This is a genomic window from Amygdalobacter nucleatus (genome assembly GCF_029167365.1).
In the GTDB taxonomy this organism is placed as follows: domain Bacteria; phylum Bacillota; class Clostridia; order Saccharofermentanales; family Fastidiosipilaceae; genus Amygdalobacter; species Amygdalobacter nucleatus.
The window spans coordinates 286,840-302,064 of record NZ_JARFNM010000001.1 but is presented as its reverse complement, the minus strand read 5'-3'; the positions used below and the strand labels follow the sequence as shown (position 1 = coordinate 302,064).

The following is a 15,225-nucleotide window of genomic DNA, read 5'->3' as shown; positions in this document are numbered from 1 at the left end:
ACTAGCTTCCAACTTGAAGTTGTAAAGCACTCAAAATTGTAAAGCCAAGCTTAAAGCTGGGCGCAAGCTTTAATAGCGGCTAATGTACCGTCATTAACAGCCGTAGCTATCTGACGCACATTTTTCACGCGAATATCGCCAACAGCAAAAACGCCTTTAAGCTTCGTCTGCATATCGCTATCGACTGGAATATAGCCATCTTTAAGCTCTAATTCTGTGTAAATTTCTGTATTAGGACTTGTGCCTACATAGGTGAATATGCCTGAACCTAGAGCTGAAACATGTTCTAGCTCGCCACTATCTGTATGTAAAAGATCAAAAGCCTCTAGCTTTGCTTGGCCATACAATTTTTGCAATCTGACATTTGACCACACTTGCACATTCTCTAAAGCGGCTAGTTTATGCTTAAACTCTGCCACACAAGTCAACTTAGCATTCACATTCAGCACAACAACTTCTTTGACTAAGCTAGCCAAATAAATAGCTTCCTTGATTGCACCATCACCTGCACCTAACACAAACACACATTTGTCTCTGAAATTAGGAGCTGACTTAACGGCATTTAAGCCGTAAGCTGTCCCCATCAACGCTTCTTGTCCCTCAATCTGTAAATTCTTAGCATGGCTGCCGTTAGCTATGATCACTTGTTTGGCTTGATACACAGCTTTATCTGTCTTAACTTCTTTGATACTGCCTGCTAATTTGACCTGACAGACTTTCTCATATTTAATCTGCAGCTTATACTGCTCAGCTTGTTTGGCTAAACGTTTGGCAAATTCTGCCCCTGTTTCATTAGGTAACGCCCCTAGATAATGCGTAACAGTTGAAACATGGCTGATTAAGCCACCAATTTGTTGAGATTCTAAAATAAGTACCTTATCACTTCGACTACTTGCATAAATTCCAGCGCTGATACCAGACACGCCAGCGCCAATGATAATAATATCGTGCATATTCTACTCCTTCCGTTATTCTTTACTAATTATTTTACGCTTCTAACTCACTTTGCACCGTAACAAGCACCTTCACCTGTACACCTAAGCCCTGGCCATAAGCTGTCAGTCCCTCACCTGTCATGGCACTAATGCCAATTTGCTCCAGGCTAAGCTTTTGCGCCATTTCTTGCTCAATTAACTGTTGTAAATTTTGCCGCATGCTTAAGAAATAAGGGCTAAGTTTGGGCGTTTTTGCCTCAATTTGGATAGATACCTGGGTAATTAGCAAATTTTTCAAGTTGCTATTAGCTGCTTTTAGGCTTTGCAAGGCTAATTTGGTGAAATAGCTACTATCTTTCGTCCCGTTTAAGACCAAATCATCTGCCAGTTGGCCGAGAATCTCCTTACCTGTCAAGCTTTGAATGGCCCGACAAAAAGCGTGTAAAACAACATCACCATCACTATTAGCCAGAAACGGCCATTTGCTATCAATTTTCACACCAACCAACTTAATTACCTTATCTTCACTCGTCTCTATTTTATTAAAGGCGTGCGAATCTTCACCATAGCCAGTTCGATAGATGATCATTTCAATATGGCCTCCACTTTCTCTGTAAATTCAGCCAAGGCCTCATCTTTAAAGCCGTTGACCTCGGCTTTAATCTCGCCTTTTTCCCACAAATAGAAAGTTGGAATATACTTAAATTCCAATTTGCGCATAAATTCTGTCGCCTGATCTGGTTCAACTAAGACCACATAAATTTGTTTGTAATATTTCTCTGCTAAATCTTCAAGATAGGGATTAATAATTGGATTTGCGAATTTATTCGTCTGTTCACGCACGGCCATAAGCACCGGTCGCTTAGCTGTATGAACAAAATGAGCCAAATCATTCAATTTCCGATAAGTCAGCTCTATGGTGTCTGACTTCTTTTTGTAACATGCCAGTAATAATAGATTGTCACCCGACGTAACTTTACTCCCTACATCTTCTCTTAAAGCAGTTTCGATAGCTGCCGTTTCAGCCTTATCGTTATACAAATCTGCCGGCAAAATTAGTAGAGTTATCAAGAAAGTTGCCGCAATCAGGAATATAACTGCAAAGCCGCTCCAAAATAGCTTGCTATGTTTGTCTTGTTTAGAATTTACAATTTTATGACGCATAGGGCTTGACCTCATTTAAGATTAGCTGTAATATATCCGTAACAAACGAGTTATATAAATGCAATTCGGCATAACAAATGCAACCGTTTAAGCTGCATTATAGCATGTTTTGGCCTTTTTTAGGTGAAATTGCTTGTAAACAGCTTCTGCTTGCATCTAAGTTTTGTAACATTGCAGTAATGTAATTTGTTTGACAGTGCAAAATTTAAGAGGTGAAAGCGATGCTTAACAGCAAATTTAAGGCCCATTTCTCCCGTTCGAGTGCTTTGGCACTCTTAATAACTATCAGTTTAAGTTGTTTTACTTCACACAGCTTAGCTGAGGCAGCTGACGCAAATGATTCCAAGCAAATCAAGGTGCAACTTTATACAGATGATAAGGCACTTGATTTTTCACTTGATAAGGTAAATTACCTGAACTTCACCGCAAGTATCGGTTTGGTCAGCCCAGATTCAAGGTTTACAGACGAGGCTAATTTCCAAGTCCCTAAAGAAGATCTTGTGCAATTAACTTTACCAGAATCTGCTGCTACGCAGGCTTTTTCCACATCTAACGAGCTTAAAAGCAATGAATTTGCTTTCCAAGCTAAGCAAAAGACAGCCTGGTTGCTCAATCTCCAGTTAAAAGGCTATGAGCTTGTTAAAACCACTTTCAATCGTGAGGACTCTATCTTGCGTTTGGATTATCGTCCTCGTGCTAAGGAATTAGACTATCAAGCTAACTATTTCACAGGCAAGCTAAATAGCTTCCATGCTAAGAGCTGTTCTGATTTAAAGGCTGAAAGGAAAAATCTCCTAGCCGTTTTGCGCCAAGCTGACGTCAAGGCCGACAAGACAGCCCCTATTTACAATGTCATCACAGGTGAAATTGTTAGTGAAAATAAATTGACCGAAAAGAGCTATCTATTTGCTTTAGCTGATACAAAGTCAGATTTGGCTCCAGCTCTTCAGACTTTAAGTTACACTTTAATTTCAAACGGTAAGGCCCAAGCTAATGAGCTTTACAACCTACCACTTGTTCAAGCTGCCCCAGCTAACGTCTACACAGGCAAAAATGAAGCTAGAAAAGATAGTGATCGCGCTGAAAATGCAAAGATAAATAAAGCTGAAAATGCTAAGGCTGATAATTCAGACAGCAAACTTGATACAGCAAGCTTGAAAAAAGATACTAATACTGACTCTAAGTTGTTAGAGCAATCTGAGCTTAAAGTTAAAGACGATAACAAGTCTGCTAGCTTGGTCAAAGCCGATAAAGAAAAGGTAAAGCGGGTATCCAAATATACAACAAAGGTCATCTCTCCTAACAACACTTCAATTGTCCCTAGCACAGGTGAGTCGGCTGCTTCTGTCGGTTTATCTCTCCTCTGCTTCATCACAGCTACAGCTGTGTATGCCATCAAGCGTCATTTCAATTAATTTGCTAATCTGTAAGTCCTAGCTTGGCCTGGGTTTGCACTGCCAAGCTGAGTTAGACTGCATGAACTAGATTTGCTGCCTTGTATCTAAGTGGTATGAGGCAGCTTTATATGTTATACTAACTTTATAGATCCCTTGGGTCGAGTTGTTTGGGCCCTACGCAATCTTAGTCAGTGAACCGTGTCAGGTCCGGAAGGAAGCAGCACTAAGTTGATGATGATGTGCCGTAGATCAGTCTAAACAACTTAACCGAAGGGATTTTGCTATAATTAAAGGTATAAGCAATGCTCCCTATTTTGAAGGGGTTAATTTTTCTCTGAGGTGAATGCATGCAGCAAGATGAACATCAGGCTCTTTATCGTAAATGGCGGCCGAAAAATTTTAACGAAGTCTGCGGTCAAACCGCTATCACCAGCACTCTGCGCCAAGCTGTCATCAATGGAGAAATTTCACATGCCTACTTATTTGCCGGCACTCGTGGCACAGGTAAAACCTCTCTAGCCAAAATTTTCAGCCGTGCGATTAACTGCTTAAAGCCTGAAAATGGCAATCCTTGCAACCAATGTTCTGTTTGCCAAGCTATCTTGGAAGATCAAGTTATGGACGTCATAGAGATGGATGCTGCTTCCAACAACAGCGTCGATAACATCAGGCGGCTCATTGAAGAAGTGCCCTTTCTCCCTGCTTTAGCTAGGTACAAGGTCTATATCATCGATGAAGTGCATATGTTATCAGTAAGTGCTTTCAATGCCCTCCTAAAGACATTGGAAGAACCGCCACAACATGTTGTCTTTATCTTGGCCACAACTGAGCCAGAGAAAATCCCTGCTACTATCCTCTCACGTTGTCAGCGTTACAATTTTCAACGCTTAGCCAATGAAGAAGTAGCAGAACATCTAACAGAAATTGCTAAGAGCTTAAATTTAGATATTGAGCCTGCCTGCCTCCAAACTATTATCAAATTAGCCGATGGCAGCATGCGTGATGCTATTTCCCTACTTGATCAATGTCGCATCAGCGTGGGATTAAGTTCAACTTTGACCTTAAGCCAACTAGAAAAATTACTCGGCAAATCTGATCGTCATTTTGTTATAAGTTGTTTGCAGGCCATTTTAGCTCGTGATGTTTTGAAGTTGACAGAACTTATCAATGACTTAGCTCTACGCGGCTTAGATTACACACGTTTTTTGGAAGATTTAGCCTATAGTTATCGTCAACTTTTGCTAGTCGTACTAAGCGGCGTCAACAACGATCATAGTTTTTTAGGCTTAGAACCTGACTTACTCACAGCTCTGGAAAGTTTGGCGACAAACGTCAACGCCGACTATTGCTTAGCCCAAATTCAAGCTTTGCAACAGTTAATAAGCAATCTACGTTACAGTGCGCAAGCTCGTTTGAGCTTAGAGATTGGGCTTTTGTCCCTTTTGAAAACACCAAATGTTAATGCTCAAGCAAGTGCTTGGCCTAGTTCCGAAAAGCTTGTAGCAAGTACCTATGCTAGTCCGCAAGTAAAAAAAACAGTTGAAGCTAAGCTAGAACAAGCTGTACCTGCTAAGACTAAAGAGCCAGTAGTTGAAGATGTCCCTACCAGAGAATACGCGTCTGGCGCTGAGAGTGAACTTGTTACTAAAAATGCACCGTTTACTGAAAACGAGCCTGTTACCACAAGTGAAGCTCTTACGGAAAGCGCTTCTGGTACCGAAAGCGTACCTGTTGCAAAAAGCGTATCAGCTGTCCAAAATGTGCCAAGCTATGAAAGTGTGTCGCCAATTGAAAATATGGCAGAGCAAAAAGACGCTCCACAAGCTAGTCAACAAACAACAATTCCAAGCACTGCTAGCTCAGCTGAAGCACAAACTGACAATCTAGAAGAAAATAAATGCCAAGCTGACGACGCTAAATTAGGCTGTCCTACTCAGGCTGAAATTCCAGCTAACTCAGCTAAATCTGAATCAGAAGCTGGTATAAACGAAGCTCAAGCTACGTTATTTCCAGAACCGCCAGCTAATTCGCAAGCAGCCGACGATACGGTTGAAGGAACGGTTGAAGGAACGGTTGAAGGAACGGTTGAAGGAACGGTTGAAGATACAGTTGAAAGCACGGTTGAAAATACGGCTGAAAATACCGTTGAGCAAATAGCTGATGGCAAAGAATTAGCGCAAACAGAAGAAGTAGCATCCGCGCCTAATTTAACTAAAGCTAAGCAAGCACCAGAAATGCTCGACTTACATACTTTGTCAGACAAATTAGTACAGGCTTTGCAAGCGGATAAGCAAATTGCCTTAAGCTTCTTAATTAGCTTACGACCTCTAGAGCAAGAGGGCAATATCATCTATGTGCTATTCAGCCAGCAAGAAAAAGAGCATATGCAAATTACCGAATCTGACGTTGCCATGCAAGCTTTGCAGGCAGCTTTAGAGAAGGTAACCAACAGCAAGCAATACAAGCTACAAGTTGTCAGCACCGATGAACTTGGCAATATCATTAAGCCGAAGCAATTAAAGCAATTAGCAAACAGCGAGCCTGAGTGGCTGAAAAAGTTGCGCGAATATGCCAACGCTGAACAACTTAGTTTTGATATAGAAGAAAAGCAAGCAGATGTTCAATCTGAGTGGTAATATAAAAAGACAATTTTTGTCAAAGAGGTTATTATGGCTAACAAATTTCGTTCCCCAATGATGGGTGGCTCATCTTTTAATATGAATCAAATGTTGAAGCAAGCTCAGCAACAGATGCAAATGTTACAGCAACAACAAGCTAATCTTGCCCAAAAAGAATTCGATTATTCTGTCGGCGGTGGGGCTGTCACAATTAAATGTAACGGTGAAAAGCAAATTACGTCCCTCACCATTAGTCCAGAAACAATCGATCCCAGTGATCCTGAAATGCTAAGCGATTTAATTATTACAGCTGTTAATGGTGTGTTTAAGCAAGTGGACGACGAAACAGCTAAATTAACATCTGCCATTCCTGGCTTAGATAGATTAGGAAAAATGTTCTAATGCAAGAGGCTTTGACTATCAATAACGCTGTTAAAGCTTTGAGTAAATTGCCAGGCATCGGCCAAAAAACAGCCCACCGTCTGGTCTTTTATCTCCTAGCTCAGCATCGTGAACTAGGCTTAGAAATTGCCGAAGCTTTGGAAGCTGCCTGTAAAGAGATTAAGCTCTGTGAGCTCTGTTGTAACTTCACTGAAAGTTCGCCCTGTTCCCTCTGCGAAGATCCTAAGCGTGACAGAAGCACTATCTGTATTGTTGAAAGTGCCAGCGATGTTCTAGCCATTGAGAAAACTAACGAATATCACGGCTTGTACCATGTTCTGCACGGTTCAATTTCGCCGCTCCACAACATAAGCGCGGACGATATTCACCTGAAAGAATTATTTAATCGTCTCTTGCAGCAAACAGAAGTAGAGGAAATCATTCTGGCTAACAACACAACTATGGAGGGGGAAGCTACAGCTTTGTATATTGCTCGCTTGCTCCAGCCAAGTGGTATCAAAATCAGCCAAATGGCACACGGCATCCCTGTTGGCTCTAGCCTCGAATACGCCGACGAAATCACGTTGGCTCAGGCTATCAGCAACCGCCAATCCATCTAACGCTTTTAGAATCATGTCAACAAAAAAGAGGACCATATGCGTCCTCTTTTTCTACCTTGCTTCACTTGATTTAACAAATAAAGCCTAAAATAACCAATTAAAGCTGCCAAAAATCAATTATCCCTCTCGACATACACCTTATCGCCTGGGCGAACCATATTCAATTCTCCCCTAGCCATCTGTTCAATGAAGTCTTTGGAATTAGCATTTAACTCACGCCGTTCAAGCTCTTTCTCATCCTGTTGCAAACGATTATATTGCGCCTGCAAATCAGCACTGATAGCAGCATTGGCAAGATATTCATCACGTTGTTTGAAATGCAAAGCTCCCACTAATACCAGCGCTAAGATCGTCACCACAATAATAATCAGCCAAAAGAGCGAGCCATAGCCTTGATTAGCTAAATCCTGCCAACTTAAATGGTTCTTGAGTAAAGCTTTCGGTCGTCTATATCTCCGCATCTAAATTTGCCTAAATTTGCTCGTACAAATCGTAAGCTTCCTCCTTGCGCACCACGTCTTTAATCGCCTTAATTCTAAACTTAACCTCGCCCGTACCAAAGCGCAAACTTATCTCATCACCGACATTAATCTCAGCCGAGGCCTTACAGACGCGGCCATTCAAGCTAACACGGCCTGCATCACACATTTCATTAGCCACCGTCCGGCGCTTAATGATTCTCGCTAATTTCAAGAATTTATCAATTCGCACGTTTCTCTCCCAAATTCTGCATCACTACTCGCTAGTTTACTTATTTTACGTTCGCTAAGCAATCTTTCTGATCAATCCTCGACAAATTTCAACACCAAGCGGTCAAAAAATGGTTTCTTCATAAAATGTTCTTCACTAAACGTTGTCAAATGAAAAGCTGCCAGTTCTTTGGTATTGCTACTCATCCAAATTGGTGTATCTAAATCATATTTTTGGCAAAAGTTAGTCAAGCAAGTGGCCAGGCGCTCAGAAAAACTCAACTTGTAATCCAAACATTCTTCCACATCATCATTCAGCAAAATTTTGCCACGATAAAGATAAAATTCAAGCTTCATCTCCTTACCCCACCTTCTTATTCTGCCTATTATACGCCAAAAGTGCCAAACAATTTACGCCAAGTTCAACATAGACACTCAATGTATAAACTAATAATAGGCTAGACATATTAAGTTTAGCGGTCAAAATAAGCTGACAAATTTTAAGCGCATAAAAAGCTGTCCCCAAGAAAAACGCATAATTCGTCCACTTGAGCTGACCTCTAGCAGCTAAAAGCGGGTAAGCTAAAAGCGCCGACAAACAAGCTGGCAAAGCAGCTATTAAGAATATGCGCAAATAAGTGTAAGCTTCGGCAAATTCAGCGCCGAACAAAATGCTTAGGCATAATTTCGCCTGCCAATAAAATATAGCCAGACAGAAAAGCATCAAAGTAGCAAAGACTGCTGCCACCTTGTAATACCATTTATAATCAGCGGTCTTATGTAAGTGCAAATAAAATGAATCGCCTAGCAAATTTAACACCTTACGCCCTGTCACAAATAATAAGTCCAACAAGATAAAATAGCTTAAAGCCTTGCTTTTCGCTGCCATATGTTGCAGAGCCAAAACTGTTAAACAATTAAAGCAGCAATTAGCTAATTTGGCGCCTGCTAAACTGAAACTAGCTTGAAAAACTTGGCCGAGTTGCACCCACTTAGTAGGCGCATAGCTTAACTTGCGGCGTTTTAGTAAATCGTAAAACAATAAGCCCAATAACAAGCAAGCTGCTATGGCATAAATGCAAGGGATCAACGCATAATCTTTGTCCATCTTTACAAATATAATTAATAGGCCAAACAAGCTCACACGGCTACATAAGTTACAGATTAAAAGATAAGGCACGCGATTATCTGCCCGATAGGCAAAATCAGGCACCAATTTTTCTAAAACTAAGGCCACAAAAAAAGCATAAACCAAGCGACTATAAAGTGGCGATACTGGTCGTAAATAGCACTTCTCAACGTAAACTAAAACAAGCAAACTCACGCTAGCTGTCAGTAATTTCAACTTGATAATTGCATTAAACGTTAAATTCCTAGTTCGTCCACCAGTCTGCCAAGCATTCGCCCCCACAATGAAATAACCTAAATCAAACACATAAGCGAAGCAGAGCAACAACTTATCGAAAAAAAAGACATGCCCGTAAACATCTGCCCCAAGCACCCTAGTCAAATACGCCTGCCAGGCAAAACTGAACAGATAATTAAAGCCTAATAAACAGAGCAATAGAATTGTACTCTCTAAAGTCTGTTGGCGTTTCTGAGTTTGTGTTGTTACATTTGCATTAATCATGCTCAAATTTTAAGGCACGGCCGAAATTAACACAAATCCACCCTTCAAAAAAAATGGCAGCCTAAGCTGCCACATCGTTATCACTTTATCTACTATTTACTTAATTTCACCGTAAAAAGTTTCAACCTCGGTTAATGTAAAGTCCTTAATATCCTTAACTTTGTCCTGAATATCAAGCCTGAACTCTTTAATATCAGCATTAGCGTTAAGTTTGGGAATTACAACTTCGCCGACAGCATACTTTTTGCCATCTTTCATTTTTAATTCATAGCTGATTGTCACATTTTCCCTAGTCTCTTTGCCGTTATTCTGAACTTCTCCTTCAATCACATAACGTTTTGTATCCCAATCTGTCGTGAGATAATGTTTAACAATTCTAAGGTCTTTAGACTTAGAACAAGCTGCAAGTGAGAAAATTGCAAATAATATAGCTAATATACGCTTGTACATAAACCATTCTCCTTATTCCCAATTCGTTGATGCTGGACAAGGACCATCATATCCTTCATTACGTCTCAATTTAGATTTATTTTCAGCATAATCCCAATAAGGTGTTACTATGTCGCCTTCTGTATCAATATACCGATAAACTACAATAGGATTTTGAAATTCGTCAAAATATGGGTCATATCCACCTATTACAAGTCTTCTCTCAGTCTTTACAATTGGATTTCCCATAGGAGCTTCATAACTATATGTGTAATGAATTCCATGTCCCCGACAGGTTCCATAATAAGTAAGCTCCCACATATATGCTCTCGGTTTAATATCACCGTAATAGTCTTTGTAGGCTAATGTATTGACACTCAGCGTTACAATCAAACCCAATATAATTGCTAATATTTTTTCATAATTTTACTCCTTTCATACATACCAACAATCTGTTTAAATGTTGTTATTTTCATGTAGTTCATTAATAACCTGTACAAGTTATGATTTCATCATAAACTATTGAAAAACCATTATCAATATTTTTTTCACCCATTCATGACACACTCTAAAATTTTCAGGCAAATGTCCAATTCCTCATATTCAGTTTGTAATATCTGCACAAAACAGCACCGCTAGCTTTACCAGACATAGCGCTAAAACAGCCAGCTTGTTGTACGACATCTTTTCGCAAGCATTTTACGTGATGCACGTCGAAAATTTGCGTCTTTTTCTAATATATCTTATCATTAAAGATACACTGTTTTGTCAGCTAACTGACAAGCTGTACCAATTTATTTTATGACTTATGGGGGGCTCTTTGATGGCAACACAAATTGAACTTCGTGGGATCAGTACAGCATTTGATGGTCAAAAGGTTCTGGACAACTTAAATTTGACAGTTGAAGAAGACGAGTTTTTGACATTGCTTGGCCCATCTGGTTGCGGTAAAACAACAACACTTCGTATCATTGCAGGCTTTGTCCAGCCAGATCAAGGCGATGTGCTTTTTTATGACAAAAATATAAACGCACTCCCGCCATACAAACGACCATTTAATACAGTTTTTCAGCGTTATGCGCTCTTTCCACACCTAAATGTTTATGACAACATCGCATTCGGGCTTAAATTGAAGCACACTCCAACTAACATTATTGCCCAAAAAGTCAATGAAATGTTGGAACTAGTCAACCTAAAAGGCTTTGCTAAGCGTTCAGTTAAAACCCTTTCCGGTGGTCAGCAACAGCGCATTGCCATCGCTAGAGCTTTGGTCAATGAGCCAGAAGTTTTGCTCTTAGATGAGCCACTTGCAGCTTTGGATTTGCGCCTACGCAAAGACATGCAAATTGAATTGAAGCGCATTCAAAGAATTGCTGGCATCACTTTTATCTATGTCACCCACGACCAAGAAGAAGCGCTCACCATGTCTGATCGCATCGTGGTCATGCATGATGGCAAAATTCAGCAAATTGGCTCGCCAACTGACATCTACAATGAGCCTTGCAATCGTTTCGTCGCTAGATTTATCGGTGAATCTAATATTTTGGACGGAGTGATGCCAAACGACTACCTGGTTCATTTTTGCAAACAGGATTTTCCTTGTGTTGACCATGGCTTTAAGCCAAATGAAAAGGTGGATATAGTCATTCGCCCAGAGGATATTGAAATTAGCTCTAATCCAAGTCAAGGGCAGCTCGTTGGCACGGTCATTTCATCTCTATTCAAAGGTGTTCACTACGAGTTGATGATCCAAACCCCTTGCTTTACCTTCAAAGCTCATAATACGCTTAACTTTCCGCTTAATCAGCAAGTGGGCATCAGTTTTGCGCCATTTAACTTACAAATTATGCATCATTCGAAGGACATTCTTGGTCCTAATTCTGGCGAACTAAATGCACAAGCTATGGCCTAAGCTAGCTTTTTAGAGGGACTTGAGAATGGATAAATTTCGTCGTTTTGCCTATCCTTATAAACTATGGTTGTTTGCCTTTATCATCTCACCTTTGTTGGCGATTTTTTATTTTGCCTTCACCAATGATGTTCAGGTCTTCAGTCTGGCTAATTTTACTAAATTTTTGCAAGCTGCCAACTTGAAGCCCCTGTTCAACTCTATTAAGTGCTCCTTTATTTGTACACTGATATGTCTTTTATTAGGCTACCCTTTGGCTTATATCATGGCCAAATTGCCCCTAAAATACAAAACTACCGTCACTCTGTTAATCATCATTCCAATGTGGATGAATTTTCTATTGAGGACCTATGCTTGGGTAACTTTACTCTCCAGGAACGGTATCTTAAATGCTTTACTAAGTTATCTAGGCCTAGCACGTGTCGATTTGCTCTATACCGAAACAGCTATCATTCTAGGTATGGTTTACAACTTTTTACCGTTCATGGTCTTACCAATCTACACGATTCTGTCTGAAATTCAACAAAGCTATATTGAAGCTGCTTCTGATTTGGGCGCCAGCCCCAAACAAGTTTTCCAGCGTGTTATTTTACCTTTGTCCTGGCCTGGCATCGTAAGTGGCATCAGCATGGTTTTTATTCCTGCTATTTCAACTTTTGAAATCACAGCTTTATTGGGTGGTAACAAAACGAATCTCATCGGCAACATGATCGAACAACAATTTACCGTGATTGGCAACTGGCATTATGGATCGGCTATCGCTTTAATCCTCATGCTCTTTATCCTAATTTCCTTAATCTTTGATCAAGAGGAGGGCGCTTAACTTAAGATGCAAAACAAGCTCTATAAATCCAATAATCTAGGCAAAAAAATCTTAGCTGGTTCCTATCTCGGCTTAGTCTTTCTTTTCTTGTACTTGCCAATTTTCATCCTGATTATTTTCTCGTTTAACTCCTCGAAAGCCCGTGGTCACTGGACTGGTTTTTCACTGCGTTGGTACAAAGAATTGTTCTTCGACTCAACTATCATATCTTCGCTGACTAACACACTTCTAATCGCTTGCGTAGCAACTGTTATTGCAACTCTGTTAGGTACCTTTGCAGCTATCGGGCTCTACTATATGCACCACAAAGAGCGCCGCCTGATCATGGCTTTCAACCAAATCCCCATCCTTAATCCCGATATTGTCACGGCTATCTCGCTCATGGTTATCTTCCGCCTATTCAAGCTCCAACTTGGCCTATTTTCCTTAACTTTGGCCCATGTTATATTCTTAATTCCCTACGTGCTCCTCTCAATTATGCCGAGTTTGAATAAGATGGAAAGATCTTTACCAGAAGCTGCCTTAGACTTAGGCGCTACCCCTTCACAATGTGTCTACAAAGTAATTATTCCGCAAATTCAGCCAGCTATTTTGCAAGCAGCCCTCCTTGCTTTCACGCTCTCAATCGACGATTTCGTTATTTCTTTCTTCACAACTGGTAACGGCGTGAACACTGTTTCTACCCATGTTTTCTCAATGACTAAGCGCGGCATCAATCCTGTAATTAATGCCCTATCAACCATCATGTTCATCATGACATTGGCACTCCTCATTATCATTAACTACCGCACTTCTCTAAAGAAAGATGCCAGCAAATTGGCTAGCGATGAGTTAGCATTGATTGATCCTGATATGACAGACAGTCAGGCCAACACTTTGGATACGGAGGTAAAAAATGCCTAAATTCTCACTATCTAAAAAATTCATCAGCTTAGTTAGCCTAACTTTAAGCCTGCTTTTAGGTTTAAGTGCCTGTTCCAGCTTCACTAAAACAAACAACAAAGCAGCGTTTGAAAACCGTATTTTCGTCTACAACTGGGGGTCTTATCTTGCACCTGAACTTTTAACAAAATTCGAACAAGAAACTAAGATCAAAGTCGTCTATGAAACCTTCAACACCAATGAGGATCTCTATGTTAAATTGACTAATTCTTCTAACAAATACGATGTAATCGTGCCTTCTGACTACATGATTGAACGACTTATTAAGGAAGATCTACTTAAGCCCCTAAACTACGACTTATTGCCTAACGCCAAATACATCAATCCTGAATTTACCAAAGCTACTTACGATCCGGGTAACCAATATTCTGTGCCTTTTTTCTGGGGAACTGTGGGTATTCTGTACAATCCCGATTTAGTTAGTGACCCTGTCACAGGTTGGGATATTTTATTCAACGAAAAATATAAGGGCAATATCATCATGCTTGATTCTTCGCGTGACAACATGTTAATTGCCCTCCGCCAGCACGGTTTCAGTGCTAACAGCACTAATTTAGACGAACTTGAGCTTGCCAAGCAAGACCTCACGCGCCAATTTCCTTTAGTCTATGCCTATTTGGTCGACCAAGCCAAAGACCATATGATCAACGAAGAATGTGCCTTAGCTGTCCTTTATTCTGGCGATGCCCTCGATGCAATTTCTGAAAATCCTAAATTACGCTATTTCATTCCTGATAATTCTAATATCTGGACAGATGCAATGTGCATTCCCAAAAATGCCAATAATATTGAAGCAGCTCATGCCTTTATCAACTTCATGCTAAAACCGGAAAACATGGCACTTAACGCTGAAAAAGTCGGCTATGCTATTCCATCAGACGCAGCTAGGAAGCTCTTACCTGAGGAAGTCCAAACTGATACTAATGCTTATCCACCTTTGAGCAAGTTAGAGAAATTAGAAAACTTCCGCTACATTGGCAAATGGCAAGCTGTCTATGATGAATATATGCAGGATGTGAAGAATCAATAGTAAAAAGGAGCGGTGAGCTAATCCTCGCCGCTCCTTTGTTGCCTAAACTGTTGCTTTTGTATCTTTAAATTTCAGTTCTATTTGTAAGTGGTAGTTGGCATGCCGCTCTGTTATAGGTTTCTCCTGTTCACTACAGTTGTAGTAGTAGAAATGTAACGTCGTATCTTTTGCTTCAACTAAGCTTATGTTGTATATCAGTACACGTGGCTCAGCACCTTTTATTTTGGAATCCATGGGAGCCAGATACTCTTTTCTTGCTTTGCTAGACTTAACACCTTCTTGTTTATTGGGAAAGTCCCAGTTAAAAACTAGAGAAGAATCATTCAAAACAATCTCCCAATCCGTGCATACAGAGTCAGCATGTACGGTCAGTGTTTCATCAACTGTTTTCAGATTTCTCGGGCATAATTGTGTATGTGAATTTGAATCTATGAAAACAGGCAATGCATATTTCTTACCATTTATTAAAAGTACGCCATTTTCAGGAATGCCATTTTTATAACAAGGAAAATCTCGCCAATTTAACTGCTTCTTAGGTGTTAACAATTTATACAGCAAGAAAATTCCTATAAGCCCAAGGCAAATGCAACCTAAAATTCGAATGTTCCTACGCATTTCATATTGCCTCCCCTTCTAAATTATGTTCAATCTATAATAC

18 protein-coding genes and 1 other RNA gene are annotated in these 15,225 nt (G+C 40.2%); 9 read left to right on the top strand and 10 right to left on the bottom strand.

What is annotated here, in order from left to right; all coding sequences use genetic code 11:
* Positions 1-50: 50 nt before the first annotated feature.
* Genes PYS62_RS01425 through PYS62_RS01415 form a run of 3 tightly spaced genes read right to left on the bottom strand, consistent with a single transcriptional unit; the run spans position 51 to position 2,099 of the window.
* Positions 51-953, bottom strand: a complete 903-nt coding sequence (locus tag PYS62_RS01425; RefSeq protein WP_066714097.1) for an NAD(P)/FAD-dependent oxidoreductase — start codon at positions 951-953, stop codon at positions 51-53.
* Positions 954-987: 34 nt separating this feature from the next.
* Positions 988-1,524: a 2-C-methyl-D-erythritol 2,4-cyclodiphosphate synthase gene (locus PYS62_RS01420; RefSeq protein ID WP_066714099.1), complete on the bottom strand. Its 537-nt coding sequence runs from the start codon at positions 1,522-1,524 to the stop codon at positions 988-990.
* Positions 1,521-2,099: a thioredoxin family protein gene (locus PYS62_RS01415; protein ID WP_066714101.1), complete on the bottom strand. Its 579-nt coding sequence runs from the start codon at positions 2,097-2,099 to the stop codon at positions 1,521-1,523. The genes PYS62_RS01420 and PYS62_RS01415 overlap by 4 nt, the downstream gene beginning before the upstream one ends.
* Before the next feature lie 221 nt (positions 2,100-2,320).
* On the opposite strand from PYS62_RS01415, the gene PYS62_RS01410 reads away from it, so the two are divergent.
* The 5 genes from PYS62_RS01410 (at position 2,321) to recR (ending at position 7,115) form a co-directional block, all read left to right on the top strand.
* Positions 2,321-3,514 (top strand): hypothetical protein, encoded by a 1,194-nt coding sequence (locus PYS62_RS01410; protein WP_066714105.1) that lies wholly within the window; start codon positions 2,321-2,323, stop codon positions 3,512-3,514.
* Positions 3,515-3,661: 147 nt separating this feature from the next.
* Positions 3,662-3,759, top strand: an RNA gene (gene ffs, locus PYS62_RS01405) — signal recognition particle sRNA small type.
* 84 nt (positions 3,760-3,843) lie between these two features.
* Positions 3,844-6,132 carry a DNA polymerase III subunit gamma/tau gene (dnaX, locus tag PYS62_RS01400; RefSeq protein ID WP_315574119.1) on the top strand — a complete coding sequence of 763 codons (2,289 nt, stop codon included), beginning with the start codon at positions 3,844-3,846 and terminating at the stop codon, positions 6,130-6,132.
* Between the two features lie 33 nt (positions 6,133-6,165).
* The gene (locus PYS62_RS01395) at positions 6,166-6,516 is read left to right on the top strand and encodes a YbaB/EbfC family nucleoid-associated protein (protein ID WP_066714108.1); all 351 of its coding nucleotides are present in this window, start codon (positions 6,166-6,168) and stop codon (positions 6,514-6,516) included.
* Complete coding sequence (gene recR, locus PYS62_RS01390; RefSeq protein WP_066714112.1) at positions 6,516-7,115, top strand: recombination mediator RecR; 600 nt, start codon at positions 6,516-6,518, stop codon at positions 7,113-7,115. Before PYS62_RS01395 ends, recR begins: the two co-directional genes overlap by 1 nt.
* Before the next feature lie 113 nt (positions 7,116-7,228).
* On the opposite strand, the gene PYS62_RS01385 is transcribed toward recR, so the two are convergent.
* The 6 genes from PYS62_RS01385 to PYS62_RS01360 form a co-directional block, all read right to left on the bottom strand.
* Positions 7,229-7,576, bottom strand: coding sequence for an FtsB family cell division protein (locus tag PYS62_RS01385; RefSeq protein ID WP_066714113.1), 348 nt, complete (start codon positions 7,574-7,576; stop codon positions 7,229-7,231).
* Positions 7,577-7,586: 10 nt separating this feature from the next.
* The gene (locus tag PYS62_RS01380; RefSeq protein ID WP_066714115.1) at positions 7,587-7,826 is read right to left on the bottom strand and encodes an RNA-binding S4 domain-containing protein; all 240 of its coding nucleotides are present in this window, start codon (positions 7,824-7,826) and stop codon (positions 7,587-7,589) included.
* Between the two features lie 71 nt (positions 7,827-7,897).
* Entirely contained in the window at positions 7,898-8,161 is a 264-nt protein-coding gene (locus PYS62_RS01375) for a hypothetical protein (RefSeq protein ID WP_066714117.1), read from the bottom strand.
* 4 nt (positions 8,162-8,165) lie between these two features.
* Positions 8,166-9,434, bottom strand: a complete 1,269-nt coding sequence (locus PYS62_RS01370; protein WP_066714118.1) for an MATE family efflux transporter — start codon at positions 9,432-9,434, stop codon at positions 8,166-8,168.
* 96 nt (positions 9,435-9,530) lie between these two features.
* Positions 9,531-9,884, bottom strand: coding sequence for a hypothetical protein (locus PYS62_RS01365; RefSeq protein WP_066714119.1), 354 nt, complete (start codon positions 9,882-9,884; stop codon positions 9,531-9,533).
* A 12-nt stretch (positions 9,885-9,896) separates the two neighbouring features.
* The gene (locus PYS62_RS01360) at positions 9,897-10,112 is read right to left on the bottom strand and encodes a hypothetical protein (RefSeq protein ID WP_315574118.1); all 216 of its coding nucleotides are present in this window, start codon (positions 10,110-10,112) and stop codon (positions 9,897-9,899) included.
* A gap of 574 nt (positions 10,113-10,686) precedes the next feature.
* Here PYS62_RS01360 and PYS62_RS01355 point away from each other — a divergent pair.
* From PYS62_RS01355 to PYS62_RS01340, 4 genes are read left to right on the top strand one after another with little or no spacing between them, the layout of a single operon-like run.
* Entirely contained in the window at positions 10,687-11,775 is a 1,089-nt protein-coding gene (locus PYS62_RS01355) for an ABC transporter ATP-binding protein (RefSeq protein ID WP_066714124.1), read from the top strand.
* 25 nt (positions 11,776-11,800) lie between these two features.
* Entirely contained in the window at positions 11,801-12,595 is a 795-nt protein-coding gene (locus PYS62_RS01350; RefSeq protein WP_066714130.1) for an ABC transporter permease, read from the top strand.
* 6 nt (positions 12,596-12,601) lie between these two features.
* The gene (locus PYS62_RS01345) at positions 12,602-13,498 is read left to right on the top strand and encodes an ABC transporter permease (RefSeq protein WP_082714330.1); all 897 of its coding nucleotides are present in this window, start codon (positions 12,602-12,604) and stop codon (positions 13,496-13,498) included.
* Positions 13,491-14,567 carry an ABC transporter substrate-binding protein gene (locus PYS62_RS01340; RefSeq protein ID WP_066714132.1) on the top strand — a complete coding sequence of 359 codons (1,077 nt, stop codon included), beginning with the start codon at positions 13,491-13,493 and terminating at the stop codon, positions 14,565-14,567. Before PYS62_RS01345 ends, PYS62_RS01340 begins: the two co-directional genes overlap by 8 nt.
* A gap of 42 nt (positions 14,568-14,609) precedes the next feature.
* On the opposite strand, the gene PYS62_RS01335 is transcribed toward PYS62_RS01340, so the two are convergent.
* Positions 14,610-15,182: a hypothetical protein gene (locus PYS62_RS01335; protein ID WP_066714134.1), complete on the bottom strand. Its 573-nt coding sequence runs from the start codon at positions 15,180-15,182 to the stop codon at positions 14,610-14,612.
* Positions 15,183-15,225 lie beyond the last annotated feature (43 nt).

Bases quoted from the DNA above. Each gene is read 5' to 3' on its own strand.
- PYS62_RS01425 (WP_066714097.1), bottom strand. From the start codon at position 953: ATGCACGATATTATTATCATTGGCGCTGGCGTGTCTGGTATCAGCGCT.
- PYS62_RS01420 (WP_066714099.1), bottom strand. From the start codon at position 1,524: ATGATCATCTATCGAACTGGCTATGGTGAAGATTCGCACGCCTTTAAT.
- PYS62_RS01415 (WP_066714101.1), bottom strand. From the start codon at position 2,099: ATGCGTCATAAAATTGTAAATTCTAAACAAGACAAACATAGCAAGCTA.
- PYS62_RS01410 (WP_066714105.1), top strand. From the start codon at position 2,321: ATGCTTAACAGCAAATTTAAGGCCCATTTCTCCCGTTCGAGTGCTTTG.
- dnaX (WP_315574119.1), top strand. From the start codon at position 3,844: ATGCAGCAAGATGAACATCAGGCTCTTTATCGTAAATGGCGGCCGAAA.
- PYS62_RS01395 (WP_066714108.1), top strand. From the start codon at position 6,166: ATGGCTAACAAATTTCGTTCCCCAATGATGGGTGGCTCATCTTTTAAT.
- recR (WP_066714112.1), top strand. From the start codon at position 6,516: ATGCAAGAGGCTTTGACTATCAATAACGCTGTTAAAGCTTTGAGTAAA.
- PYS62_RS01385 (WP_066714113.1), bottom strand. From the start codon at position 7,576: ATGCGGAGATATAGACGACCGAAAGCTTTACTCAAGAACCATTTAAGT.
- PYS62_RS01375 (WP_066714117.1), bottom strand. From the start codon at position 8,161: ATGAAGCTTGAATTTTATCTTTATCGTGGCAAAATTTTGCTGAATGAT.
- PYS62_RS01370 (WP_066714118.1), bottom strand. From the start codon at position 9,434: ATGATTAATGCAAATGTAACAACACAAACTCAGAAACGCCAACAGACT.
- PYS62_RS01365 (WP_066714119.1), bottom strand. From the start codon at position 9,884: ATGTACAAGCGTATATTAGCTATATTATTTGCAATTTTCTCACTTGCA.
- PYS62_RS01360 (WP_315574118.1), bottom strand. From the start codon at position 10,112: ATGGGAAATCCAATTGTAAAGACTGAGAGAAGACTTGTAATAGGTGGA.
- PYS62_RS01355 (WP_066714124.1), top strand. From the start codon at position 10,687: ATGGCAACACAAATTGAACTTCGTGGGATCAGTACAGCATTTGATGGT.
- PYS62_RS01350 (WP_066714130.1), top strand. From the start codon at position 11,801: ATGGATAAATTTCGTCGTTTTGCCTATCCTTATAAACTATGGTTGTTT.
- PYS62_RS01345 (WP_082714330.1), top strand. From the start codon at position 12,602: ATGCAAAACAAGCTCTATAAATCCAATAATCTAGGCAAAAAAATCTTA.
- PYS62_RS01340 (WP_066714132.1), top strand. From the start codon at position 13,491: ATGCCTAAATTCTCACTATCTAAAAAATTCATCAGCTTAGTTAGCCTA.
- PYS62_RS01335 (WP_066714134.1), bottom strand. From the start codon at position 15,182: ATGCGTAGGAACATTCGAATTTTAGGTTGCATTTGCCTTGGGCTTATA.